The sequence below is a fragment of the Novosphingobium humi genome (assembly GCF_028607105.1).
Classification (GTDB): Bacteria; Pseudomonadota; Alphaproteobacteria; order Sphingomonadales; family Sphingomonadaceae; genus Novosphingobium; species Novosphingobium humi.
On record NZ_CP117417.1, the window covers coordinates 2,251,880 to 2,275,956 of the forward strand.

Here is a 24,077-nt window from a genome sequence, read left to right on the forward strand (position 1 = left end):
CCCCCATGCCCCCTGCGCCGCCGGTCTGCAAGGGGCATCGGGTCTCAACGGCGGCGAATGCGCAGCCTGTGCAGCGCCTCATAGGGGGTGCCCGCCAGAACCTCGGTGCCGAACAGGGCGACCGCGATCTGGACCTGCTCGCCATCGCGGCGCAGGTTGCGCGCCTCGCGCCGCGCGCGCGCCAGCACGCGGCTGCCGCCCCTTGTCCGCCGGTCGATGGTAGCGCAGCGCACCACCCCGCCCAGCAGGGCCGCCAGCACAAGCCACCCAAGATAAGGCACCGGCCGATGATGAAGCAGGCCCGCCTCCCAGCGGATCGCGCCAAACAGCAGCACCAGCACATAGGGCAGACAGGCCCAGCCGCGAATCTGCCACCATTCCGCCCGGTCCAGCCACAGACCGCGCGCGATGAGGCGCAGTTCGACCCAATGGACCGCGCTCCACAGGCTGGTCATGAGCATCGCCCAGTCCGTTCCGGGCGGCAGGCCAAGCACTGCCACCTCGGCCCGGCTGATGCCCGCCGTGGGGCGCAGCGGCTCGAAATGGCGGTCATCGCGCAGCGCCAGATGCCCCGCCTGCATCAGCCCCACCACCAGCGTTTCGGCATAGCGCGTCGGCCCGCCCGCCAGACAGGCCAGTTCAAAAGGATGTTGCAACGCCAGCATTCTGCCATCGGGGCGCAACCAATGCGGCAGCACCCATGCCATCGCCGCCGCCGCCAGCAGCAACGCGGCATAGATCGCGAGAAACTGCTCCCCGCTCAATTGAAACGGGTCCAACCCCGCCATGATCCCTCCTCATCCGCCATCCGGCGGCGAAGACCCCAGCGAGTCTTTAACCTTCAAACCAGCACGGTACAATCATGCATTTGGGATAAGGAGGTTTTGGCAAAACAACGGCATAAGTGTTCAGGGTTCGAACCAGACTCCCCGGTCGAGCACCGCCGCAATATGGCCGATTTCCAGCCGTTCCAGTCCCTGAACCTGATGCAAACCGCGTGATCGGGCACGAAACAGCCAACACAGCAGCAGCCAGGGCAAGCCGAAAATGGCGAGGCAACCCACACCTTCACGGTCATCGGCAAAGCGCGCCCACGGCCAATCCCAGACCCACTCGCCATAGCGATCGGCCAAGGCCATTATGAATTCCATGATGTCATCGCAGTAAAGCCCGAGATCCTGCGACACGGCCATATCCGGCCATACGCGCCGCAAACCGGACAGATCCTGCGCCAAGGCGGCAATCTCCGCCTCGCGCTCGGTCACCCGACGTAGGCGTCCTCGATCAGCACCCGCGTCTCGTCCCATTCGGGCACGGCCTCGGCGCGCATAGGCACCATGAAGCGGTGGCTCTTGCCGTCTTCGCCCGCGGGCGTCTCGATTTCCAGAATGTCGCCCGCGCCGAAATTCTCGACCGCAACCACCGTGCCCAGCATCGCACCCGAGGTGGATTGGGCCGCCAGACCCAACAGGTCGGCGTAATAATACTCGCCCGGCGCCAGCGGCGGCATGGCCGAGCGGGGGACCGTCAGCGCCGTCCCGCGCAATTTTTCCGCCGCTGTTCGATCAGGGACTTCGGCAAAGCGGGCCAGAGCGCCCCCCTTGCCGTCATCCTTGATCGATTTCAGCGTCAGCGTGCCATTGTTGAAGGTCTGGTAGCCCTTGAGCGCGGCCACACCTTCACCAAACAGCTTGAGACGAACCTCGCCCGTGATGCCATGGGCCGCCGCAACAGCGGCCATTGTCACGGGCCGGCTCATTATTCGGCAGCAGCCGCTTCAGCAGCTTCAGCGGCCTTCTTGGCCTTGTCTTCGGCGCGTTCCTTGGCCTTCTTGCCGGGTTCGGCCTTGTTCGGGTTGTTGGTGGGGGCGCGTTCCTTCAGACCGGCCTTGTCCAGCAGGCGGGCAACGCGGTCGGTCGGCTGTGCGCCAACGCCCAGCCAGTACTTCACGCGGTCTTCGATCAGACGCACGCGGTCTTCGCTGTCCTTGGCGAGCAGCGGGTTGTAGGTGCCGACCTGCTCCAGGAACTTGCCATCGCGGGGCGCGGTCGAATTGGCAACAACGATTTTGTAGTAGGGGCGCTTCTTGGAGCCGCCACGCGAGAGACGCAGAGAAACCGACATTTTCTTACCTTTCCAATAAATTCGAATTATTTCTTGAGAAACTTTGTGAAATCGGGAGCACCCGCGCCAAGACCAGGAAGGCCGCCGGCACCGGGGCCGCCAAGACCGCCCATGCCACCCTTGCCAAACAGAGCGGCCAGGCCCTTGAGCCCGCCCATCTTCTTGATCTGCTTCATCGCCTTTTCCATCTCCTGATGCATTTTCAGGAGCTTGTTGACTTCCTGCACCTGCGTGCCGGAGCCATTGGCGATGCGGATCTTGCGCTTGGCGTTGAGCAGTTCGGGGCGTGCGCGTTCCTTGGGCGTCATCGAACCGATGATCGCATCCATGCGCAGCAGTGTACGGTCGTTCATCCCGCTGTTGGCCATGGCGGCCTGCGCCTTCTTCATGCCCGGCAGCATACCGGCCAACATGCCCAGCCCGCCCATCTTCTGCATCTGGCGCAGCTGGGTGCGCAGGTCGTTCATATCGAACTGACCCTTGGCCATACGCTCGGCCAGCTTTTCGGCGTCCTCGGCCTCAACTGCCTGCGCCGCCTTTTCCACCAGGCTGACGATATCGCCCATGCCCAGGATGCGGCCCGCCACGCGGCCGGGATTGAACACCTCGATCTGGTCGAGCTTTTCGCCCATACCGGCAAACTTGATCGGCTTGCCCGTGACCGCGCGCATCGAAAGCGCCGCACCGCCGCGCGCATCGCCATCCATACGGGTGAGGATCACACCCGTCAGATCGACTTCGCCCGCAAAGCTCTGCGCAACGTTTACCGCGTCCTGACCGGTCAGCGAATCGACGACCAGCAGCGTTTCCTTCGGGGTCGAGATGGCGGCCACCGCCTTCATCTCTTCCATCAGCGCGGCATCGACATGCAGACGGCCCGCCGTGTCGAGCAGCAGCACGTCCACAGCCTGAAGCTTGGCCGAATTGATCGCGCGTTCGGCGATCGCCGTCGGCATCTGGCCCGAAATGATCGGCAGGGTCGAAACGCCCACCTGCTCGCCCAGAACGGCCAACTGTTCCTGCGCGGCGGGGCGGTTGACGTCGAGCGACGCCATCAACACCTTCTTGCCGTGCTTTTCTTTCAGCAGCTTGCCGAGCTTGGCCGTGCTGGTGGTCTTGCCCGACCCTTGCAGGCCGACCATCATGATGACCACCGGCGGCGCGGCGTTCAGATCGAGACCGGGGACATCCTGCCCGCCCAGCATCTCGACCAGCGCGTCATTGACGATCTTGACGACCTGCTGACCGGGCGTGACCGACTTGAGCACATTTTGCCCAACGGCCTTCTCGGTCACATCGTCGATAAACCGGCGCACCACCGGCAGGGCCACGTCGGCTTCGAGCAAGGCGATGCGCACTTCGCGCATCGCATCGCGCACATCCTGTTCCTTGAGCGCACCGCGCCCCTTCAGCCGATCAAAGACCGAGCCAAGGCGATCAGACAGAGCGTCGAACATCAGCCAACCCCAACAGTAGCGCAAAATTACGCCAAAAACGCCGATGGGCGAAACCTCGCCGATCAGCGCATATTCCCATCAAGCGAAAAACGCCGGCGGACGTAAATTCGTCGGCCAGCGTAACGCTTCATGAAGCGATACTTTCCCTTTGGTGGAGCCTAGCGGGATCGAACCGCTGACCTCCTGCATGCCATGCAGGCGCTCTCCCAGCTGAGCTAAGGCCCCGAACCAATGGGTATGTGTTTGAATGGTGGAGCCTAGCGGGATCGAACCGCTGACCTCCTGCATGCCATGCAGGCGCTCTCCCAGCTGAGCTAAGGCCCCATTCATTCAATAAGCTAGGCATCCCTGGGTGGTTTGCTTCGCTTCCGCCTCGTCGGCGGGCCGCCCCACTAGGACGACCCCGGAACCTTGGCAAGAACTTTTTTCGAGAAATTTCATTTTTCTGAAAAAAGCCCCGCCAAGGTTCCGGACAAGAGCTTACACTTCGTCGGGCTCTTCATCATGGCCCGACACGCCCAGGTCGTCATCGCCGCCCAGGTCGACATCATTGTCCGGCGAATCGCCGTCATCATCGATGTCCAGATCCTCATCGGCCAGATCGCCGTCGGCCACCTCATCGGCGTCCTTCTTCTGGATTTCCTCAAAGGGAATCGGCTGCTTGCTCTTGAGCACGGGTTCGGGAACCCAGGCATAGCCGCATTCGATGCAAGTGACGGGATCGTCCTTGCCCAGATCGTAAAAGCGGGTGCCGCACTTCGGGCAGCCGTGCTTGGCGCCCCATTCTGGCTTGACCATGCTATTCCTCATGTCTGCCCCAGCCAAAGCGGCGGGCGGTATCCATTGCTATGCGTAACTGGCGCGAAGGGCCATATGACGGCCCTGCCATGCTCTGGCGCCTTGCCATAGAGCCCCCGCGCTGTCAAAAGCCGCGCGCTTCTGACGGGTGCCTGCCCGTGACGCAAGCCTTTTTCGCATTCCCAGTCTTCTTAGCCCCAAGGAATCTGTCCGTGAGCGCCTCTGCCACCCCCCGCCCCCGCCGTTTCATGCCCACAGGCGCGCTGACCGGCACGATCCGCGTCCCCGGCGACAAGTCGATCAGCCACCGCTCGATCATGCTGGGCGCGCTGGCGCTGGGCGAAACGCGGGTCACGGGCCTGCTGGAAGGCGAGGATGTGATGTCCACCGCCGCGGCCATGCGGGCTATGGGCGCGAAAATCGAGAAAACCGATGATGGCGAATGGATCATCAACGGCGTGGGCGTAGGCGGCCTGCTGCAACCGGAAACCGCGCTCGACATGGGCAATTCGGGCACCTCGACTCGCCTGCTGATGGGCCTTGTCGCTTCGCATGGCATCACCGCCACCTTTGTGGGCGATGCCTCGCTGTCGAAGCGCCCGATGGGCCGCGTGATCGATCCGCTCTCCACCATGGGTGCGGATTTCACCTCCACCGAGGGTCGCCTGCCGCTGACCATGCGCGGCGCATCGCCTGCCGTGCCGATCACCTATCGCCTGCCCATGGCCAGCGCGCAGGTCAAATCGGCGGTGCTGCTGGCGGGCCTCAATACGCCGGGCATCACCACCGTGATCGAGCCGGTGCCCACCCGCGACCATTCCGAGCGGATGCTGCGCGGCTTTGGCGCGAATCTGACCGTCGAGGTCGATGAGGAAGGCACGCGCACCATCCAGATCCACGGCCCCGCCGAACTGAAGGGTCAGACCATCGTGGTGCCGGGCGACCCCTCCTCCGCCGCCTTCTTCATCGTCGCCGCGCTCACCGTTCCGGGCAGCGATGTGCTGATCGAAAACGTCGGCCTCAACCCCACCCGCGCCGGGATTGTCACGGTCCTGCGCCAGATGGGCGGCAGCATCGAGGAAGTGAACCCCCGCGAAGTGGGCGGCGAACCGGTGGCCGATCTGCGCGTGCGCCATTCGCAATTGCATGGCATCGAAGTCGATCCCGACATCGTGCCCAGCATGGTCGATGAATTCCCCGTCCTCTTTGTCGCCGCCGCGCAGGCCAAGGGCCGCACCGTTACCAAGGGCCTTGAGGAACTGCGCGTCAAGGAAAGCGACCGCATCACGGTGATGCGCGTGGCGCTGGAACTGGCGGGCGCGAATGTGCAGGAAACCGAGGACGGCCTCATCATCGAAGGCACGGGCGGCGCGCCCCTCCCCGGCACGTCGGGCGCTATCCATGTCGCCACGCATCTGGACCACCGCATCGCCATGAGCATGGCCATCGCCGGGCTCAACAGCATGAACGGCGTGGCCATCGACGACACCAGCCCGATCGCCACCAGCTTCCCCAATTTCGAGGCGCTGCTCGCCAGCCTGGTGGCCGGATGAGCCTGATTACCGGAATCCCTGAAGAGGTTGCCACCGCCTGCGGTTTTGCGGGCATGGCGCTCTGCGTTTTTGCCTATGGCTATACCACGGCCTTTACCGGCAAGACGCGCGAGCCCAATCCGTTTGTCCAGCATGGCGCCAATCTGGCCGGCGCGCTGCTGCTGGTGATTTCGCTGCTGGTCGATACCAATCCGGCCTCGCTGGCGCTGGAAAGCCTGTGGTCGGCCATCGCCTTTGTCGGCCTTGTCCGCGCCATCATGGCCAAAGGAAAAAACGCATGATCATCGCCGTCGACGGCCCGACCGCTTCGGGCAAGGGCACCATCGCCAAGGCGCTGGCCGCGCATTACGGCCTGCCGCATCTGGACACCGGGCTGCTCTATCGCGCGGTGGGGCGGCAAGTGGCGACAAATGGCGGCAATCCCGACGATGCGGGCGATGCGCTGGCGGCCTGCGGCTTTGCCGACGGCTTGCTCGACGATCCCGAATTGCGCTCCGAGGCTTCGGGCGGGCTGGCCAGTCGGGTCTCGGTGCATCCCGCCGTGCGTCAGGCGCTCTATGAACGCCAGCGCGCCTTTGCCACGCAAAGCGGCGGGGCGGTGCTGGACGGGCGCGATATCGGCACGGTGATCGCGCCCGAAGCCACGGCCAAGCTGTTCGTGATCGCCAGCGTGGGCGCACGGGCCGCGCGCCGCCATGCCGAAATGCTGTCGCAGGGGCGCGATGTGGCGCTGGCCGACATTGAGGCCGACCTGGCCGCCCGCGACGAACGCGACCGCAATCGCAGCGCCGCCCCTTTGCGCCCGGCGCCCGATGCGATCACCCTCGACACATCCGATCTGGGGCGCGAGGCGGCGATTGCCGCCGCCATCGCGCTGGTCGAACAGATGCGCTGCCTTAGTGGTGAAACACCTTAGTGGTGAAATTGGGCCTGCGTGACCTGGGCCTCCTTGGCCACGGTCTTTTTCTTGGCCGCGCTCTTGGAATGATGGCGCTTCTTGTTCTTCGATTCCAGCTTGTGCAGCCGCGCCTTCAGCACGGCCACCTGTTCACGCGCGGCGCGGGCATCAGCGGCGGCCGCGGCGGCCAGTGAATTGGCCGAACTGGCCGAATTGCCTGCGTTTTGCGCGGCCATATTGGCGGCATCGGCCGCGCTTTGCGCCCGGCCCGAGGCCGCAAGGGCATTGTCGGCCGTGCCCTGCGCGCGCGATGCGGCGCCATTGCCTTGCTGGGCGCTGGCATAGGCTTCATCGGCGCGCGCCTGCGCCCGCTTGACCGAACCGGTCGTCGCGCAGCCCGAAAGCGCGAGAGACGCCGCCACCAGACCCGTCCCCATCAGGCCCAAAGAAATACGCATGGGTTCTCCTCCTTCACAAAGCTTCCATCCAGTGGAAATCTGAACAGACCGCTGCGGTCCTGTGCGGAAAATGAACGGAGCGGCAAACCTCGCTGGTCCGCCCCCGGCGCGAGACGAACCGTGTTGTCGCGCCCATCGCCACCTGTACCAAGGATCAGGTGGCGGACGGTATTTTCCTTGCCTTTCGCGCCCGATTGGCCTAGTCGCCGCCGGTCTGCCCGTGGCCTTGGCTGCGGGCGGGTGCTGTGGATGGCATCCGGCCTCCATGGCGGTTCGGCCCTTTTTGGCCCGGCCATCGCATGGTGCGATGCCGGAGGAAAGACCGGCGGACGGAGCACCCCTCCCAACCGCCTGGCCGGAAGAACGTTAGACTTGAAGGACTCTTTTATGAGCACCCCGACCCGCGACGATTTCGCGGCTCTCCTTGACGAATCGCTTGGCGGCGCCGCCAACGGTGGCTTTGAAGGCCGCGTAGTCAAGGGCACCATCACCGCTATCGAAAACGACAAGGCCGTCATCGACGTAGGCCTTAAGAGCGAAGGCCGCGTTCCGCTGCGCGAATTCGCCATGGCCGGCCAGCCCCACGGTCTGAAGGTCGGCGACGAAGTCGAAGTCTTCGTTGACCGCGTCGAAAACGCCGACGGCGAAGCCATGCTCAGCCGCGACCGCGCCCGCCGCGAAGCCGCCTGGGACAAGCTTGAAAACGAATTTGGCGAAGGCAAGCGCGTTGAAGGCGTCATCTTCGGCCGCGTCAAGGGCGGCTTCACCGTCGACCTCGACGGCGCCGTGGCCTTCCTGCCCGGCTCGCAGGTCGACATCCGCCCCGTGCGCGACGTCACCCCGCTGCTCGACGTTCCCCAGCCGTTCCAGATCCTCAAGATGGACCGTCGCCGTGGCAACATCGTCGTGTCGCGCCGCGCCGTTCTGGAAGAGACCCGCGCCGAACAGCGCAGCGGCCTGATCCAGAACCTGTCGGAAGGCCAGATCATCGACGGCGTCGTCAAGAACATCACCGATTACGGTGCGTTCGTTGACCTGGGCGGCATCGACGGCCTGCTGCACGTCACCGACATGAGCTACAAGCGCGTGAACCACCCGAGCGAAGTGATCGCCATCGGCGACACCGTCCGCGTGCAGATCGTCCGCATCAACCAGGACACGCAGCGCATCAGCCTGGGCATGAAGCAGCTGGAATCGGATCCGTGGGATGGCGTTGCCGCCAAGTACCCGGTTGGCGCCAAGCTGCGCGGCACCGTGACCAACATCACCGAATATGGTGCGTTTGTCGAACTGGAAGCCGGCATCGAAGGTCTGGTCCACGTTTCGGAAATGTCCTGGACCAAGAAGAACGTCCACCCCGGCAAGATCGTTTCGACCTCGCAGGAAGTCGACGTGCTGGTGCTGGAAGTCGATTCGGACAAGCGCCGCATCAGCCTCGGCCTCAAGCAGGCCCAGCAGAACCCGTGGGAAGCTTTCGCAGAGCGTCACCCTGTTGGTTCGAGCGTCGAAGGCGAAGTCAAGAACGCCACCGAATTCGGCCTCTTCATCGGTCTGGACGGCGAAGTCGATGGCATGGTCCACATGTCGGACATCGCCTGGGGCATCTCGGGCGAAGACGCGCTGGCGCTGCACCGCAAGGGTGAAAGCGTCAAGGCGATCGTTCTGGACGTGGACATCGAAAAGGAACGCATCAGCCTGGGCATCAAGCAGCTCGAAAAGGGCGCCCCGGCTGCCGGCGGCGTTTCGACCGCTGCTGGTTCGAACCTGAAGCGCAACGAAGTTGTCACCGTGACCGTGCTCGAAGTGCGTGACGGCGGCCTCGAAGTGCAGGCTGGCGACGATGGCGCCACCGGCTTCATCAAGCGTTCGGATCTGGGTCGCGACCGCGACGAACAGCGCCCCGACCGCTTCCAGGTCGGTCAGAAGATCGACGCCATGGTCACCGGTTTCGACCGTTCGAAGAAGCCCAGCTTCTCGATCAAGGCGCGTCAGCTGCACGAAGAAAAGGAAGCCGTCGAACAGTACGGTTCGTCGGATGCCGGCGCTTCGCTGGGCGACATCCTGGGCGCCGCTCTGAAGGCCAAGCAGTAAGCTTGATCCTTCGGGCTTAGCCTGAAAACAAAGACCCGCTCGGAGCGATCCGGGCGGGTTTTTTGTTGTTTGGGTGAAAAGAAGAGTTGAATGCGAGAGTCTAGACCCTCGCGCTCCCATAACTGTCTTCGTTGCACCAAGGGTTCACCTTTGCACCCAGCCCGCCGCGCTGCAGGCTTTAAAAGCGGCTTCGCCGCATGGCACCACCCCGCCAACGAAACACCCCCGGTATCGGGATTGCAAAGGGCTTTCGCCCTTTTCCCGCCGGAGGCATAAGTCCTTCCCGAATCCCCGCTACAGGACCGCGCTGATGCCCCTCCAGATCCACCAATTCCCCTGCCTTTCCGACAATTACGGCTTTCTGCTGCATGATCCCGCTTCGGGCGAAACGGTGTGTATCGACACGCCGGATGCCGAGGAATACATGCGTCAGGCCGATGCAAAGGGCTGGAAGATCACCCAGATCTGGAACACACATTGGCATAAGGACCATGCGGGCGGAAATGGCGCGATCAAGGCGGCCACTGGCTGTGTGGTCACTGCGCCTGCGGGCGATGCGGGCAAGATCGACGGCGTGGACCGCACAGTGGATCAGGGCGATTCGGTGACGCTGGGAGCCTACCTTGCGCAGGTCATCAATGTGGGCGGGCATACGCTGGGCCATGTCGCCTATCACTTGCCGGAGGCGGCAGTGGCCTTTGTGGGCGATTCGGTTTTCGCGCTGGGCTGCGGGCGAATGTTTGAAGGCACGACGGCGCAATTCTGGACCAGTCTGGAGCGGATCAAGGCGCTGCCGCCCGCCACTATGCTTTATTGCGCGCATGAATATACGGCCGGCAATGCCCGATTCGCGCTGCACGCCGACCCGGACAACAAAGCGCTGGCCGCCTATGCCGAGGATATAGCCGCAAAGCGCGCGCGCGACGAGGCAACCGTCCCCTTCCCATTGTCGCGCGAACTGGCGACGAATCCCTTCCTGCGCGCCGACAGTCCCGATATTCAGACCCGTTGGGGAAGCGATCCGGTCAGCGCCTTTGCCACCCTGCGCGAGGCCAAAAACAGCTTTTAGGCAGGACTCGCTAAAGTTTGAACTGCACCATTGCATGAACGACGGAGGTCCGGTTTACCCCCGTCACATGCGGGATGAAACCGACCCGCAGCGGCCCCAGCCGGATGCCTGCCATCGCATAGGGTTCGACCGGATGGTTGGGATAGCCGGTGACGCCGCCGATCTCGACAAACAGCGGCAGGTGATCCGTCTCTGCGCGCCATCCGATCTGGAAAGAGGGCCGCCGATAGGAATTGTAATAGCCGCCCGCGATAAAGCCACATTCGCTTTGGGCATAAAGCCCATAATTCTGATCATTATAGCCCGGCTTGTCATGCACCGAGACAAGATGAAGGCCGATGGCCGCAAGATTCAGACAATTCATCGCCCATTCGTCTCTTTCTGCGCATGATCCCGCTCAATGAGCGCAGGCCTTTAGCGCAGAGGTTCTTTGCATTTCGCAATGAATGACGACGTAGTCTTGCCCATGGCTCAAAGCAGACGATGGCAACCATCGAGGATTGCAGCCCAGTCCGAATTACAGGTTTGATTTCAGACCGATTTCTTGCTCATCACGGTTGATCCTTGCCTGGCTCGTCTCGTCTGGCTCCGTCGAGCAGACGCTCGGCGCGCTGCCTCTCGGCCTTGACAGTTGCCCGCGCGGCCTTGTTCTGGCCATGCAGGGCACGGTTGGCCTGCGCCTGATTTTCCGCCTCGCCGCGCGCCTTAGCCTTGCGCGCCATGCGTAAATTGATGATTTCCGCCATGCTTCCTCTCTTTCCCGCCCCAAACGCAAAAAGCCCCGCCGAAGCGGGGCTTTCCACCAGATCGGCGAGGATCAGGATTACAGACCGGCGATGGCCGCGTCCACCTGAGCCTTGTCGGCATCGACCCCGTAACGACCCGCGATCAGACCGCGAGCCGCCGAGGTAGCCGCTTCGGCCGCCTTGTTCTGGAGTTCGGCCACAGCCGCACGTTCGGCCGCCTCGATCTTGTCACCGGCGATCTTCTCGCGGCGCGCAATCACGGCGGTGGTGTCGGCTTCCGCCTTGGCGATGATCGCTTCGGCTTCATGCTTGGCATGCTCGACCAGCTGCGCGGCTTCCTTTTCGGCACCGGCAATACGGGCGGCATATTCGGCGCGCAGCTTGTCCGCTTCGGCGCGCAGCGCCTTGGCTTCGTCGAGCTGCTTGCGGATTTCGGCAATGCTGCCATCCAGCCCCTTGGTGATCACCGAGGGAACCTTGAGCGCGATGGCGATCAGGATCAGCACCGCCATGGCGGCGGCAACGATCTGCGGCGCCGTGGCAAAGCCCAGCATCAGCGGTTCGGCGGCTTCATGACCACCGGCTTCACCGGCGGCAGCAGCCAGAACGGCCAGAGTAGCAAGATCAGCCATGGAGGACCTCCTTCACGGCGGCGCGGGCGGCGTCGCCATCCACGCTCAGGCCGGCAAGGCGGGCGACAATGTCGCTGGCCGCTTCGCTGGCAACGGTTTCGATTTCGGCCAGCGCTTCGGCACGGGCGGCGGCAAGGCGCGCATCGGCTTGCGCGATACGCTCGTCCACCACGGCGGCAGCCTGCGCCAGACGGGCTTCGCTTGCCTTGGTGGCGTCGGCCTTGGCCTTGGCGATCAGGGCCTGCGCTTGAGCGCGCTGCTTGTTGCTGGTCGCGGCCCAATTGGCCTCGTCCGATTCGGCGGCGCGGCGCGCGGCTTCGGCGGCGGCCAGATCATCAGCGATCTGCTTGTCGCGATTTGCCACCGTTGCCTGAACCTTGGGCACAAAGCCGCGGCCAACAACAAAGAAGACAAATCCGAAGAAGATCAGCGCCCAGAAGATCTGGGACGCATAGGTTGCGGATAGCTGCGCAATCTGAGGCATCACTTAGGTTCCGGTCGCTGTGCGTCGGGCCGGATGGACCCAAACGGTATCACCGCAAGGCCGCGGCATTGCCCAAAGGCAAGATCCGGGGCCGGGAAAATCAAAGGCGATCCCGACCGGGGCAAGGTGCCCCGGCCAGTATCACCTTGGTATTCGTTCAGGCAACGAAGATCAGGATCATCGCCACGACGAACGAAAGCAGACCCAGAAGTTCAGCAGCCGCGAAGCCGATGAACAGACGGCCCTGCTGGCCATCAGCGGCGCCGGGGTTGCGCAGAGCGGATTCGAGGAACGAACCGAACACGTTACCCACGCCCAGGGCAGCCACACCGGCGCCGATAGCGGCCAGACCAGCACCGATCAGCTTTGCGCTTGCAGGTTCCATTTCCATAACTCCTTTTGAACGAATTTCGTTGGTTGAAAGGCTTTGATGTACGTCTTGAAAACTTAGTGCAGGTTTTCGGCGTCGTTGAGATACAGCGAGGTCAACAGCGCGAAAACATAGGCCTGGATGCCGGCAACCAGAATTTCCAGCGCGCAGATGGCGATCATCAGCGCAAAGCTGGGCAGGCCGACAACAGTGCCCCACAGCATGCCCGAATTGGTCGAGCTGATCACAAAGCTGGAAAGCACTTCGAGCAGCACGTGGCCCGCCATCATCGCAACGAACAGACGAAGCGCGAGAGAGAAGGGACGCACGAGGAACGAGATCAGCTCGATCACCGGGATCAGCCAGAGCAGCCATGCCGGCGTGCCATGCGGCACAAACAGGCTGAAAAAGTGCAGGCCATGGCGGGCAAAGCCCACGATCAGGACGATCGAGAAGGACAGGATCGCCAGAACGCCGGTCACCGTAAAGTGGCTGGTCGACGTGAAGGGATGAACGCCCTTGATCAGGCCCAGCGGCAGCAGACCCAGAACGTTGGAGAAGAGAATGAAGCTGAACAGCGAGAAGATGTAGGGCACATACTTCTTGCCCTTGGGGCCAACATTGGCGGCCAGCAGGTTGTCAATAAAGCCAACCAGCCCTTCAACCATCACCTGCCAGCGGCCGGGAACGGTCTGACCCTTGGCGCCGCCCGCGACAAACGCGAAAAGCGCGACAAAAGTGATCAGCATCCACAGCGCCGAATTGGTGAAAGCAATGTTATGCCCGGCAATGGTCCAGTGATCGGTGCCAAAAAGCGGCTCGATCATGAACTGGTGCATCGGATCGACTTTGCCCTGTTCGGCCACGCTTTATGCCCCCTTGCCTATGCATCATGTGCGGTCCTTGCCTACCCCATCCTTGGGGCGATCCCCTTCAGGGACAAGCGCCCTGTTCAAGGATCATTCAGACCGCCGGGTGGAAATCCGGATAATGTTCCTGAAAGCGGCAAAGGTGCCAAGCCCCATCACCACCAACAGACCCCAATGGCCGCGCCCGATCAACTGGTCTATGGTCCAGCCGATGAACGCACCGCCACCGATCCCCGCGATCAGTTCGGCCAGAACCCGGTTGCCCAGACGATAGCTATCGTCAGATTGCGCCCCCGCATTCGGCGTTTTACGCATTTCCTCCCGCTCCCGAACGGCGTTAATCCGTTCATCGAGAGCCGCAAGGCGCGCATCCTCACCGCGTTGATCCTGTGCCTCCGGCTCGTCGCTCAATTCTCTCTCCCGCCTGCCTGTCCTTGGAGTGGACTGTGGGGCCAAAAAGAGCCTTGTGCAACGGCTGTCCGCTCAGGGCGCCTGCCCCTTAGGCGGGGGGTAGGCCCAAGTCAACCGGTCGCTAGGTAGTAGTAAGGTAGCATAAAGCCGTTCGCGCCATTTTCAGACGGGTACGTATGCACAGAAAATGCGGGAACCGGAAAATATCGCGCAATTGTCCGACATCTGGGCATGCGGGCGCGAATCACCCGCATTCATGATCCGCCCCGCCGCAGGCAAATAAAAACCGCGCGGAAGCCATCCCCCGCGCGGTCGATCCTGACAGCGGTTAAGCCGGTTTATGCCGGACAGCGGCTGTCGCGCACCGGGGCGCCCCCACCCCTTACCTGCCAGCTGCCGTCGGGGGTCTGATACTTTTCGCCCGGCTGGGTCTGCATCACCAGCTTACAGCCGGTGGTGAAGGCATATTCCTCGACGGTGGCGTGCTGGGCCTGGGCGCGTTCGGCGTAAACCGCCTTGCGCTTGATGTTGATGTCATCGACGATCCGCTTGAGCTCGGGCGTCGAGGCGCCGACGATCCCCAGATAGCCGGTGGGCATTTCGCCCACCTGTCCGGCGGCGCGCGCGGCCGCATAGGCCGGATCGCGCGCCTGCGCCAGGGCGCCGCCCGCCATCACCGGAACCAGCAGCGCCGCCGCCAAAAAGGGCGATACAGAAGCAATTACGCGTGACATCAGAAGATATCCTTATTGCTGTCAATCGTTTTGCCCGCATCGGCGGCCAGACGATAGATGACTTCCTGTTTGATGTTGATGTTCAGCTCGATCACGATCGGCTTGTCCGGCGCGCTCACGGTAATACACCCCGATAGCGCGGTGACCATGCCCAGCGATAGAACCGAAACCCCCAGCCGGACGGGTCGTTTGCGCCAGACCTTTTGCAAGGCTGGCCACAGACGTCCGTCCGGCCCCTTCACCCTGCCGTGAAATGTTTCCCGCTGGTCCATACGGGAATCTTTTGCCACGGCGGGGCGGCGGGTCAATGTATTACGCTTCATGGACGATGCTCGCTGACTGAAGGCTGAATGGTTGCGGTTTTCGGCAAAGGGTTTTGCGTTGGCATGATGCGCATGGACGGCAGGGTCAGACCCTTGTCGCGCGGGTCGCCGATATAGTTCGAATCGTAAAGCGAACGCAGCGAGCCAATCAGCTGATAGAAGGGCGCGCGGATGTTCACATTGAATTGCAAAGGCAATTTCGCCACCTGACGGGTCAGGAAATTCTTCGACGCGCCCTTGCCCTGGCTCAGGCCCTTCATCGATACGCGCGTCACCACCTCACCGGCCAGATCGCCGTCGAGGCCGATTCGCATTTCCTTGAAACGCACATCGCGCAGCGTGCGGAAGGCAAAATTGGCCATGGCCGAAAGATCGCGATAGCTCAATTGCCCCACATAGGAGACAGAGCCGCCGCCGGGCCGCGAGATCAGTTCACCGCCCGAAACGCGCCCGCCATTCTGATCGAAAATCAGCGGGATACGCCCATCAAACAGCCCCGTCGCGGCCAGATTGGACACTTCCATATGCGTGATCAGCTTGGCCGCGTTCACGGCCGAGAGCTTCAATTCGAATCGGCGCACCGCCGCCCCGCCCAATTGCAGCGTGGTCGGCAGCATCTCCATCTCGCCGTCAAGGAAAGGCCAGCGCGCATCCTCGATTTCCAGCAGATAGCCCGGATGCATGGTAAAGCGCATCTTGCCATCGGTGGCCTCGATGCCCGGATTGATCGAACCGATGCGCAGGCTCTGGTGGGGCGCGGTGACAAGGCCTAGCAGGTCGGTGAATTCCACCGTCCCGGCCACACCCTTCACAGGTCCGGCAAGGCCCGCAAAATCAAAGCTCTGTGTGGTGATCCTGCCATGGCTTGTCACCTTGCCGTCGGCCCAGTCGATCCGGCCCGTGCCGTCGAATCGCCCCGCCGCATTGGCAATCGTGCCCAGCGCCAGCGCCGTCAGCCCGTCCGGTTGCAGCTTGGCATCGAAAGTCAGCCCATCCACCGTCAGATCGGCAAAGCCCTTGGCCCCCGCCAGATCATGCGTAATGGCCACCTGCACGATCTGCCGATCGCTCTTGGGCTCGCGCAGCACCGCATCGGCGCGAATCACCCCATCCTTCATGGTCAGGCCCGCGCCATGTGCGGAGAGCGGGGCAAAGCGGGCGGGCGTTTCCACATCGCTCACTTCCAGCGCAACATCGGCCAGCGCCAGCGCGCCATCCGCATAGCGCCATTGCCCCGCGCCATTCCGGATCAGCATCGGCACTGCGGCCAGCGATCCCTCCAGCCCCTTGAAATCGCCCGCAGCGCCCGTGCCCATCTGCGCCGTCACCGAGGCCAGCTTCAGCGCCGTTCCCTCACCCGGCTTGCCCAGTTGGACCGAAACATTCTGCGCATTGAGCGCGGCATCACGCCCGGCCCCGGCGCGCAATTCCATCGCCCCGCCGTTCAGCCTCAACGGCGAATCGCCCATCCGCCCGTTCAGATCCAGCCCCGCCAGCCGAACGCCCGCGCGCCACCCGCCCCGGTCCAGCGTCAGCAAAGGCCCCGTGATCGGACAGGCCGCCAGCTTGCCCGCGCTCAGGCTGAGCCCCTTGGCTTCCAGCCCGGCAAAGGTGATCGGCGTGCACGAGGACCAAAGACGCGCGCCCTGCGCCCCGCCCGTACCGTCGAGCGGCAGATGCAGGCCTGCCACCTTCACCCCCGGCGCCAGCGCGCCAGAGGCCACCGCCTCGCCCCGCCAGCGGATTTCGCCGCCCTTGGCCACTATCTCCATCCGGGGCAGCGCCAGAGCCGCGCCATTTTCAGCGCGATATTCGGCCATGCTCAGCCGGATCGGCCCGCCATTCTTGGGAATTTCCGCCAGAACGCGCGGCAGACCGGGTGCCGCCGTCCGCAGGGAGCCGGTGAAGGAAGGTTTGGCTCCATCATTCTTGACCAGCGTCAGCCGGTCGCCATCCACCAGCGGCATGCCCGAATCCCCGACCAGTCGCAGCAGGGGCGCAACAAAGCTGAACCGCCCTTCGCCCGCATGGAGGTTGAAACGGCCCTCCAGCCGGCTGCGCGGGGTCTCCTTGCGCAGGCTCGCCTCGATCCGCGCGATCAGCGGTTCGGCCAGAGTGCCGGCCGCGCCGCGCCGCGCCTTGTCCAGCGCGGCATAGCTTGCCTTGTCAGGCACCACGCCATGGCCCGAAATCGTGCCGTCGCCATCGATCCGCGCCATGGTCAAAGGCGCGCGCAGGCGCCCCTCAATCCCCACTTCCCTGGCCGCCAGCCCGGTCGCGGCCAGATCATGCGCGGCGATCCGTCCGATGGCGTTGACCGCCGAATCGCGCAGCGCCAGCCGCAATGGGCCCGTGATCGCGCCGATCCGCGCGCCCGGCATATCCAGCACCCCGCCGCGCAGCGCCAGATCGACCTGACCGCCATCGAGCAATTCGCCCAGCCTGCCCTTCACCCCGATCTGCGATGCGCCCAGCCGGATCGCGCCGCAGGAGGCGGGCATCAGATTCGCCGTGCCCTCGATCATCGGCGCTCCGGCCTTCACGCCGGCGCGTCCGGCAAAACGCCCGCCGCCCAAACAGCCGCCGCCCCGCAGATGAGGCGCCGACACCGCCAGCGCGCCGCCAAAACCGCCCGCCAGATTGCCCCTGCCCGACAGCACCACCCCGACCCCGCCCGCAGGCGTGGCCAGAGCCATGACCCCATCCTTGATCCGCAAATCCATCGCGGGCAGGCCCGAGGGCTTGCCGCCTTTCATCAATCTGTCGATGGCGCCAAAGCTGACCCGCCCATCCCTGATCGCGGCGAAAAGGCGCGGCGAGGTCAGATCCACCCGCGAAATACCGGGCGTGAAGCCCACCATACCGGCCCAGACCTCGATGCGGGGAATCACGGCATCGGGATGGGCCGAATCGCCCACTACCACATCGGTCAGCACCGCATGACGCGTATCGAGTTCGGCCACATTGAAGCGCGCCGCCAGCCCCAGCCGCACCAGTTCGCGCCGCAGCACCGCATCGGCAATCGAAAGCCTTTCGGCCCAGCCCAGCCCCAGCGCAAGCGCCACCAGCCCCGCCCCGGCCAAGGCCAGTTGCCGCCCGCGGCCGCGCGGCGCCTGAAAAAGGCCGCGCCCGCGCGGCGGGGGCGTCACTTCGGCATCGGTGGGCAAATCATCCATCACCTACAGACTCTTGCGCGAGGGGGCCGGGAAAGGCAATGCTAATACGCCATTGCCGCGACAGGCACCGCCAGGGACCGGGGGACGGATGTGAACAGTGATGATGATACCTTCCCCCCTCACCGGGCCGACAGCCGCCTGCGTGAGACCTATCATGGCACTTTGTTTTCTGCACAGGACCTGAATCCCGCCCCGCCCTCAGGCGAAAAGCTGCAGCAGATCGCGCATGACCCCTCCGGCCATCGCGCGCGTTTGCGCAAAAGATTGCTCGAAGGCGGCGAAGGGGCGCTGGCCGATCATGAGATCATCGAATATCTGCTGATGACCGCGATTCCCCGGCGCGACACCAAACCGCTGGCGCGCAGCCTGCTGGCGCGGTTCGGCTCGCTGGCGGGGGTGTTCAATGCCGATTCGGCGGCGCTGGCCGCGCATCCGGGCATGGGCGAAACCAGCGCGGCCGCGATCCGCATCGTCGCGCTGGCCACGCGCCGCCTTGCCCGCCATCAGGTAAGCGAGCAGCCCGTTTTGAGCACCTGGCAGACGCTGATCTCGTATCTCACCATCGACATGGCGCATCTGAACGTCGAGCGGGTGCGCGCGCTCTATCTGGACACCAAGTTCCGCCTGATCCGCGACGAGCATCTGGGCGACGGCAGTTTGGACGAGGCGGCGATCCACCCGCGCGAGGTGATCCGCAAGGCGTTGGATCTGGGGGCGGCCTCGATGATTCTGGTCCACAATCACCCCTCCGGCTCGCCCGAACCCAGCCGGGATGACATTCACATCACAAAGAAGATTGCCGAGGCAGGTCATCATCTGGGCATTGCGGTGCATGATCATGTCGTGATCGGGCGCGAAGGGCATGTATCGCTGCGCCAGCGGGGGCTGCTATAACGCAAAACTTGCCTTTGCGCGCATGAGGCCCTAGCGGCGGCCCCAAGAGAATCTGCGCCGGAGACACATATGGTACCCCGTTACGCCCGCCCCGCGATGACCGCGATCTGGGAACCCGAAGCCCGTTACAAGATCTGGTTCGAGATCGAAGCCCATGCCACGCAAAAGCTGGGCGAACTGGGCGTGGTGCCCGCAAGCGGCCCCAAGGCGCTGTGGGACTGGTGGGCGACCAATCCGTCGATCGACGTGGCCGCCATCGACGCCAAGGAAGCCATCCTCAAGCATGACGTGATCGCTTTCCTTGACTGGGTGGCCGAACAGGTCGGCCCGGAAGCGCGCTTCATGCATCAGGGCATGACCTCCTCCGATGTGCTGGACACCACGCTGGCGGTCCAACTGGCCCGCGCCGCCGACATCCTGATCGAGGACATTGACGCGCTGCTGGCCGCGATCAAGCGCCGCGCGTTTGAACACAAGTACACGCCCACCATCGGCCGCAGCCACGGCATCCACGCCGAACCGACCACCTTTGGCAAGAAGCTGGCCGAGGCCTATGCCGAATTCACCCGCAACCGTGCGCGCCTTGTCGCCGCGCGTGAAGACATCGCCACCTGCGCGATTTCGGGCGCGGTGGGCACCTTCGCCAACATCGACCCCAGCGTCGAGGTCTATGTGGCCGAACAGATGGGCCTGTCGGTCGAGCCGGTCTCCACGCAGGTCATCCCGCGCGACCGCCACGCGATGTTCTTTGCAACGCTTGGCGTCATCGCCAGCTCCATCGAACGTCTGGCCGTCGAAATCCGCCATCTTCAGCGCACCGAAGTTCTGGAGGCGGAAGAATATTTCTCGCCCGGCCAGAAGGGTTCGAGCGCGATGCCGCACAAGCGCAACCCGGTGCTGACCGAAAACCTGACGGGTCTGGCCCGCGTGGTGCGTTCGGCGGTTACGCCCGCGCTGGAAAACGTGGCGCTCTGGCATGAGCGTGATATTTCGCACTCCTCGGTCGAACGCTACATCGGCCCGGATGCGACCATCACGCTCGACTTTGCCCTCGCTCGCCTGACCTCGGTGGTCGACAAGCTGGTGATCTATCCCGAACGCATGCAGAAGAACCTCGACCGCATGGGCGGTCTGGTCCATTCGCAGCGCGTGCTGCTGGCCCTGACTCAGGCGGGGCTGGAGCGCGATGCTTCGTATCGCCTGGTCCAACGCAACGCGATGAAGGTCTGGGAATCGGACGGCAAGCTCTCGCTGCTCGAACTGCTGAAAGCCGATCCCGAAGTGACCGCAGCGCTGACCCCGGCTCAGCTCGAGGACAAGTTCAACCTCGACTATCACTTCAAGGCCGTCGACACGATCTTTGATCGCGTGTTCGGCGCCTGATCCGGCAAGGCCCGGATGCGGCAAGGACAAGGGGCGCTGTCACAGGCGCCCCTTTCCATCCGCGACATTCCGGCCTAGCATAGGCCTTTGGGTACGATAATCCGGCCTAATTACCGCGCAGGAGGGGATGACCTTGCAGATCTTACGCACCGCGCTCTGGATCCTGACGGCTGTGCTGATCTCGTCCTTTGTGGCGATCAACTGGCAAAAGACCTCGATCAATTTGTGGCCGCTGGAAAACGGCTATCTGCATGTCGATTGGCCCGTAGGGCTGATCGCGCTGGCCGCCTGTGTGGCGGGCATGGTGCCGGTGTGGCTTTTGGCCAAGGCAAAGATCTGGCGGCTGAACCGCCGCATCGCGGGCCTTGAAAACACGCTGCGCGCCGCCACCCCCACCCCGCCGATCGCCACCGCAACCCAGCTCGATGCCGCTGCCGAGAAGAATTGAGACGCAAGAGATGAACCATAATCCGATCTATGTCGCCCTCGACCTGCCCCGTCTGGATGCCGCCGAAGCGCTGGCCCGGCGGATCAAGGACCATGTGGGCGGGATCAAGCTGGGGCTGGAATTCTTCTGCGCCCATGGCCATCACGGCGTGCATGAACTGGCCAAGGTGGGCCTGCCGATCTTTCTTGATCTCAAGCTGCACGACATTCCCAATACGGTGGCGGGCGCGATGCAGGCTATCCATGTGCTGCAACCGGCCATCGTCACGGTTCACGCCTCGGGCGGGCGGGCGATGCTGGAGGATGCCAAGGCCGCGGCGGGCGAGCATACCAAGGTGGTGGCCGTGACCGTGCTGACCAGCCTGGACGATGATGACATGAGCGCCATCGGCTATGCCAACCGCGCCAGCGATCAGGCGCTGCGTCTGGCCGAACTGGCCCATGGCGCGGGCGTGGACGGCATCGTCTGTTCGGGCCATGAGGTGGGCGATATCCGCCGCCAGTGGAAGGACGGTTTCTTTGTCGTGCCCGGCCTGCGCCCGGCCGACGGCGCTCTGGGCGACCAGAAGCGTTCGGTCACGCCGCGCGCCGCGCGCGATGCCGGGGCCAGCGTGCTGGTCATCGGCCGCCCGATCACGCGGGCCGAAGATCCGGTGGCCGCCGCCCGCGCCATCGAAGGCACGCTGTAAATCCCATGATCCGCCTGGCAACGCATGATGATTTGCCCGCGCTGCATGCGCTGGTCGAAAGCGCCTATCGCGGCGATTCGGCGCGCGGAGGCTGGACGCATGAGGCCGACCTGCTGGAAGGGCAGCGCACCTCGCAGGCCGAATTGGCGCAGGTGGTGGCCGATCCCGACAGCCGCGTGCTGCTGATGCATCGCGATGGGGCGCTGATCGGCCCCCTGATCGGCACAGTCACCGTCACGCGGCGTTCGGGCGGGATCGCCTATATGGGCATGCTCTGCGTCGATCCGGCGCTGCAGGCGGGCGGCTTGGGCCGCAGCCTGATCGCGGCGGCCGAGGATTGCGCGCGGCGCGATTTCGGCGCGACCATTATGGAAATGACCGTTGTGGCACCCCGCACCGAGCTGGTCTCCTATTACGAGCGGCGCGGCTATGCCCAAACCGGCGAGATCCGCCCCTTTCCCCTGCCCCAATTCGACCACCTCTCGATGGTGGTGCTGACCAAGGCGCTGGGATAGGTCCATGGCGCGCATCGGTATCAAGATCTGCGGCATTTCCGACCGCGCCAGTCTGGACGCGGCCATCGGCGCGGGGGCGGACCATATCGGGCTGGTGTTTTTCGCCAAGAGCCCGCGCAATGTCGGCATCGAACAGGCCGCCGCGCTGGCGCATCATGCGGCGGGGCGGGCGAAGATCGTCGGCCTGTTTGTCGATCCCGATGCCGATTTCCTGAACCAATTGCGCCAGAGCGTCCGCCTCGACGTGATTCAGCTTCATGGCAAGGAAAGCCCCGCCCGCGTGGCACAGGTGATGGCCGCGCAAGGCCTGCCCGTTTGGAAGGCGATCGGCGTGCGCAAGACGGCCGATCTGGACGCGGCGCGCGCCTATCAGGGTGTCACGCGCGTCCTGTTCGACGCCAAGCCGCCCGAGGGGGCCGACCTTCCGGGCGGAACGGGCTTGCGGATCGACTGGTCGCTGATGGCGGGCTATCGCCATACGATCCCGTGGATTTTGGCGGGCGGGCTTGATCCGCGCAATGTGGGCGAGGCGATCCATGCCACGGGGGCCGATTTTGTCGATGTGTCCTCAGGCGTCGAAAGCGCGCCGGGCTTGAAGGATGCCGAAAAAATCGCCGCCTTTTGCGAGGCGGTGCGGGCAGCAGGGTAATCCCGCCGCCCCTATACCTCAGAATTTGACGCCAAAACCCAGCGTGACCGCATCAGCGGGGCGCCATCCGCCCTCGTTCATGTAGTGGCGATATTCGACCTTGCCATAGACCGGACCAAGGCCCTGTTGATAGCCCGCCCCGACCGAGGCGGCATTCGGCCCAGACCCGTAATGATAACCGGCCACGCCATAAAGCGCGCCCAGCGAGAGCACCTTGATCCCCAGGCGCCCCGAAGTGCCCCAGCGCGTGCCGCTGCCTCCGGCCGAACGATCAACCGATTCCTCGACGCCCGCAAACACGCCATTGCCCAACGCACCCACCGCCGCATCATAGCCAAGCGCCGCGCCGACCGTCGCCTTGGTCGAGCCATTGCCCTGACCGCTGACCCCGGCGTGACCCTCGATGCGGATTTCGCCGGCCTGCGCCGTGCCCGACATCAGAAAGGCGGCCATGGCAGCCGTGGTTGCATAGATCAAATGACGCATTGGATTGGTTCCTGCTTCCCTGAAATTCCGCCCCCGCGCTTTCCGCAAGTCCGCGCCATTGTCCAGATTTCTACGTCCTAAACACCGCATGACGTTCAATAAATCAGCCAGACCGGTGGGCCGGAGAGCCCACCGCGCATGCGAAAACGGGCGGCCTGCCGATGCAGACCGCCCGCTCTTTACACGCAACCCGTCAGGGCTGGATCAGAAGCGCATACCGACACCGACCAGCGCCGCGTTGCTGTCGCGGGCATTGTCTTCATTGAAGGTGTGGCGATATTCCACCTTGGTGAAATACTGCTGGCCAAGGCTGTGCTCGACGCCCGCGCCGATATGCGCGCCGTTCGGGCCGGTGCCATAGGTGTAACCGGCAAGGCCATAGACCTTGTCATTGGGGGTGGCCTTGATGCCAAGGCGGGCGGTGGTGCTGAAACGGGCCTTGTCCTGGCTGGTCAGCACCTTGTCGACCGATTCTTCGAGGCCGACGAAGGACTTGCCGCCGGTGGCGATGTCGTAACCCAGCGTGGCACCCACGGTCCCCTGAATGGCGCGACCATCGTTCCATGCGGCGCCGGTGTGAACGTCAAAACGGGCCCCCATGCCATTGGTTTCGCCCTGGGCCATGGCAGGCGCGGCAACAGCCAGCGACGCGGCGAGCGAGAAAAGAACCAGACGCATAATCGTTACTCCGTTTGTTATCCCTGGGCGCCAAAGAATTTCATCGTTGATCGGCGCCTGCATCCCGTCTGGACCCTGCCGCCTGACGGCCCGGTGAATGGAAAAGTCAGGCAAATGTCAGATTTCGTTCATAAAACTATGCC

At 63.9% G+C, this 24,077-nt stretch carries 29 protein-coding genes, 2 tRNA genes and 1 pseudogene; 11 read left to right on the top strand and 21 right to left on the bottom strand.

Annotated elements, in window-relative coordinates; genetic code table 11:
• Nucleotides 1-44: 44 nt before the first annotated feature.
• From PQ457_RS10560 to PQ457_RS10595, 8 genes and pseudogenes are all read right to left on the bottom strand, one after another.
• The gene (locus PQ457_RS10560; protein ID WP_273616836.1) at nucleotides 45-788 is read right to left on the bottom strand and encodes a TIGR04222 domain-containing membrane protein; all 744 of its coding nucleotides are present in this window, start codon (nucleotides 786-788) and stop codon (nucleotides 45-47) included.
• Nucleotides 789-908: 120 nt separating this feature from the next.
• Nucleotides 909-1,265: a hypothetical protein gene (locus tag PQ457_RS10565; RefSeq protein ID WP_273616837.1), complete on the bottom strand. Its 357-nt coding sequence runs from the start codon at nucleotides 1,263-1,265 to the stop codon at nucleotides 909-911.
• Nucleotides 1,262-1,741, bottom strand: coding sequence for a ribosome maturation factor RimM (gene rimM, locus PQ457_RS10570; RefSeq protein ID WP_273619301.1), 480 nt, complete (start codon nucleotides 1,739-1,741; stop codon nucleotides 1,262-1,264). Before rimM ends, PQ457_RS10565 begins: the two co-directional genes overlap by 4 nt.
• Before the next feature lie 23 nt (nucleotides 1,742-1,764).
• A pseudogene (gene rpsP / locus PQ457_RS10575) lies at nucleotides 1,765-2,124 on the bottom strand (30S ribosomal protein S16); the annotation flags it as partial.
• Nucleotides 2,125-2,150: 26 nt separating this feature from the next.
• Nucleotides 2,151-3,581, bottom strand: a complete 1,431-nt coding sequence (gene ffh, locus PQ457_RS10580; protein WP_273616839.1) for a signal recognition particle protein — start codon at nucleotides 3,579-3,581, stop codon at nucleotides 2,151-2,153.
• A gap of 149 nt (nucleotides 3,582-3,730) precedes the next feature.
• Nucleotides 3,731-3,806 (bottom strand) — tRNA-Ala (locus PQ457_RS10585).
• A 23-nt stretch (nucleotides 3,807-3,829) separates the two neighbouring features.
• A tRNA-Ala gene (locus PQ457_RS10590) sits at nucleotides 3,830-3,905 on the bottom strand.
• Nucleotides 3,906-4,061: 156 nt separating this feature from the next.
• The gene (locus PQ457_RS10595; protein WP_168603665.1) at nucleotides 4,062-4,379 is read right to left on the bottom strand and encodes an FYDLN acid domain-containing protein; all 318 of its coding nucleotides are present in this window, start codon (nucleotides 4,377-4,379) and stop codon (nucleotides 4,062-4,064) included.
• 248 nt (nucleotides 4,380-4,627) lie between these two features.
• Between PQ457_RS10595 and aroA the strand changes: the two genes are divergently transcribed.
• From aroA to PQ457_RS10610, 3 genes are read left to right on the top strand one after another with little or no spacing between them, the layout of a single operon-like run.
• Nucleotides 4,628-5,932 carry a 3-phosphoshikimate 1-carboxyvinyltransferase gene (gene aroA / locus PQ457_RS10600; RefSeq protein ID WP_273619302.1) on the top strand — a complete coding sequence of 435 codons (1,305 nt, stop codon included), beginning with the start codon at nucleotides 4,628-4,630 and terminating at the stop codon, nucleotides 5,930-5,932.
• Entirely contained in the window at nucleotides 5,929-6,213 is a 285-nt protein-coding gene (locus tag PQ457_RS10605; RefSeq protein ID WP_273616840.1) for a CBU_0592 family membrane protein, read from the top strand. Before aroA ends, PQ457_RS10605 begins: the two co-directional genes overlap by 4 nt.
• Nucleotides 6,210-6,848, top strand: a complete 639-nt coding sequence (locus PQ457_RS10610; RefSeq protein WP_273616841.1) for a (d)CMP kinase — start codon at nucleotides 6,210-6,212, stop codon at nucleotides 6,846-6,848. The genes PQ457_RS10605 and PQ457_RS10610 overlap by 4 nt, the downstream gene beginning before the upstream one ends.
• Here PQ457_RS10610 and PQ457_RS10615 read toward each other — a convergent pair.
• Nucleotides 6,845-7,288, bottom strand: coding sequence for a hypothetical protein (locus tag PQ457_RS10615; protein ID WP_273616842.1), 444 nt, complete (start codon nucleotides 7,286-7,288; stop codon nucleotides 6,845-6,847). The genes PQ457_RS10610 and PQ457_RS10615 overlap by 4 nt on opposite strands.
• Nucleotides 7,289-7,675: 387 nt before the next feature.
• Here PQ457_RS10615 and rpsA point away from each other — a divergent pair, with 387 nt between their 5' ends.
• Nucleotides 7,676-9,379, top strand: a complete 1,704-nt coding sequence (rpsA, locus tag PQ457_RS10620; RefSeq protein WP_273616843.1) for a 30S ribosomal protein S1 — start codon at nucleotides 7,676-7,678, stop codon at nucleotides 9,377-9,379.
• 310 nt (nucleotides 9,380-9,689) lie between these two features.
• The gene (gene gloB / locus PQ457_RS10625; RefSeq protein WP_273616844.1) at nucleotides 9,690-10,448 is read left to right on the top strand and encodes a hydroxyacylglutathione hydrolase; all 759 of its coding nucleotides are present in this window, start codon (nucleotides 9,690-9,692) and stop codon (nucleotides 10,446-10,448) included.
• Nucleotides 10,449-10,458: 10 nt separating this feature from the next.
• Here the strand turns inward: gloB and PQ457_RS10630 are convergent, their stop codons facing one another.
• The 10 genes from PQ457_RS10630 to PQ457_RS10675 form a co-directional block, all read right to left on the bottom strand.
• Nucleotides 10,459-10,812, bottom strand: coding sequence for a hypothetical protein (locus PQ457_RS10630; protein WP_273616845.1), 354 nt, complete (start codon nucleotides 10,810-10,812; stop codon nucleotides 10,459-10,461).
• Between the two features lie 187 nt (nucleotides 10,813-10,999).
• Nucleotides 11,000-11,194 carry a DUF4169 family protein gene (locus PQ457_RS10635; protein ID WP_273616846.1) on the bottom strand — a complete coding sequence of 65 codons (195 nt, stop codon included), beginning with the start codon at nucleotides 11,192-11,194 and terminating at the stop codon, nucleotides 11,000-11,002.
• 77 nt (nucleotides 11,195-11,271) lie between these two features.
• A complete protein-coding gene (locus PQ457_RS10640) occupies nucleotides 11,272-11,826 on the bottom strand; it encodes a F0F1 ATP synthase subunit B family protein (RefSeq protein WP_273616847.1) in 555 nt (184 codons plus the stop codon).
• On the bottom strand, nucleotides 11,819-12,310 hold the full coding sequence (locus PQ457_RS10645) for a F0F1 ATP synthase subunit B family protein (protein WP_273616848.1): 492 nt from the start codon (nucleotides 12,308-12,310) through the stop codon (nucleotides 11,819-11,821). The genes PQ457_RS10640 and PQ457_RS10645 overlap by 8 nt, the downstream gene beginning before the upstream one ends.
• A 157-nt stretch (nucleotides 12,311-12,467) precedes the next feature.
• Nucleotides 12,468-12,695 carry a F0F1 ATP synthase subunit C gene (locus tag PQ457_RS10650; protein WP_168603674.1) on the bottom strand — a complete coding sequence of 76 codons (228 nt, stop codon included), beginning with the start codon at nucleotides 12,693-12,695 and terminating at the stop codon, nucleotides 12,468-12,470.
• A gap of 62 nt (nucleotides 12,696-12,757) precedes the next feature.
• Nucleotides 12,758-13,546, bottom strand: coding sequence for a F0F1 ATP synthase subunit A (locus tag PQ457_RS10655; protein WP_273616849.1), 789 nt, complete (start codon nucleotides 13,544-13,546; stop codon nucleotides 12,758-12,760).
• Between the two features lie 93 nt (nucleotides 13,547-13,639).
• The gene (locus tag PQ457_RS10660) at nucleotides 13,640-13,960 is read right to left on the bottom strand and encodes an AtpZ/AtpI family protein (protein WP_273616850.1); all 321 of its coding nucleotides are present in this window, start codon (nucleotides 13,958-13,960) and stop codon (nucleotides 13,640-13,642) included.
• Nucleotides 13,961-14,298: 338 nt separating this feature from the next.
• Nucleotides 14,299-14,694 carry a YdbL family probable chaperone protein gene (locus tag PQ457_RS10665; protein ID WP_273616851.1) on the bottom strand — a complete coding sequence of 132 codons (396 nt, stop codon included), beginning with the start codon at nucleotides 14,692-14,694 and terminating at the stop codon, nucleotides 14,299-14,301.
• Nucleotides 14,694-15,017: a YnbE family lipoprotein gene (locus tag PQ457_RS10670; protein ID WP_273616852.1), complete on the bottom strand. Its 324-nt coding sequence runs from the start codon at nucleotides 15,015-15,017 to the stop codon at nucleotides 14,694-14,696. Before PQ457_RS10670 ends, PQ457_RS10665 begins: the two co-directional genes overlap by 1 nt.
• Nucleotides 15,014-18,193, bottom strand: a complete 3,180-nt coding sequence (locus tag PQ457_RS10675; RefSeq protein ID WP_273619303.1) for an intermembrane phospholipid transport protein YdbH family protein — start codon at nucleotides 18,191-18,193, stop codon at nucleotides 15,014-15,016. Before PQ457_RS10675 ends, PQ457_RS10670 begins: the two co-directional genes overlap by 4 nt.
• A 180-nt stretch (nucleotides 18,194-18,373) precedes the next feature.
• Here PQ457_RS10675 and radC point away from each other — a divergent pair, with 180 nt between their 5' ends.
• From radC to PQ457_RS10705, 6 genes are all read left to right on the top strand, one after another.
• On the top strand, nucleotides 18,374-19,087 hold the full coding sequence (gene radC / locus PQ457_RS10680) for a RadC family protein (RefSeq protein WP_273619304.1): 714 nt from the start codon (nucleotides 18,374-18,376) through the stop codon (nucleotides 19,085-19,087).
• A 69-nt stretch (nucleotides 19,088-19,156) separates the two neighbouring features.
• Nucleotides 19,157-20,470, top strand: coding sequence for an adenylosuccinate lyase (gene purB / locus PQ457_RS10685; protein ID WP_273616853.1), 1,314 nt, complete (start codon nucleotides 19,157-19,159; stop codon nucleotides 20,468-20,470).
• A 127-nt stretch (nucleotides 20,471-20,597) separates the two neighbouring features.
• Nucleotides 20,598-20,918, top strand: a complete 321-nt coding sequence (locus PQ457_RS10690; protein ID WP_273616854.1) for a LapA family protein — start codon at nucleotides 20,598-20,600, stop codon at nucleotides 20,916-20,918.
• Between the two features lie 10 nt (nucleotides 20,919-20,928).
• Complete coding sequence (gene pyrF / locus PQ457_RS10695; protein WP_273616855.1) at nucleotides 20,929-21,606, top strand: orotidine-5'-phosphate decarboxylase; 678 nt, start codon at nucleotides 20,929-20,931, stop codon at nucleotides 21,604-21,606.
• Nucleotides 21,607-21,611: 5 nt separating this feature from the next.
• Nucleotides 21,612-22,121, top strand: coding sequence for a GNAT family N-acetyltransferase (locus PQ457_RS10700; RefSeq protein WP_273616856.1), 510 nt, complete (start codon nucleotides 21,612-21,614; stop codon nucleotides 22,119-22,121).
• Nucleotides 22,122-22,125: 4 nt separating this feature from the next.
• Nucleotides 22,126-22,770: a phosphoribosylanthranilate isomerase gene (locus PQ457_RS10705; protein ID WP_273616857.1), complete on the top strand. Its 645-nt coding sequence runs from the start codon at nucleotides 22,126-22,128 to the stop codon at nucleotides 22,768-22,770.
• A gap of 18 nt (nucleotides 22,771-22,788) precedes the next feature.
• Here the strand turns inward: PQ457_RS10705 and PQ457_RS10710 are convergent, their stop codons facing one another.
• The gene (locus tag PQ457_RS10710; protein WP_273616858.1) at nucleotides 22,789-23,256 is read right to left on the bottom strand and encodes a hypothetical protein; all 468 of its coding nucleotides are present in this window, start codon (nucleotides 23,254-23,256) and stop codon (nucleotides 22,789-22,791) included.
• 204 nt (nucleotides 23,257-23,460) lie between these two features.
• On the bottom strand, nucleotides 23,461-23,934 hold the full coding sequence (locus PQ457_RS10715) for an outer membrane protein (RefSeq protein ID WP_273616859.1): 474 nt from the start codon (nucleotides 23,932-23,934) through the stop codon (nucleotides 23,461-23,463).
• Between the last annotated feature and the right edge of the window lie 143 nt (nucleotides 23,935-24,077).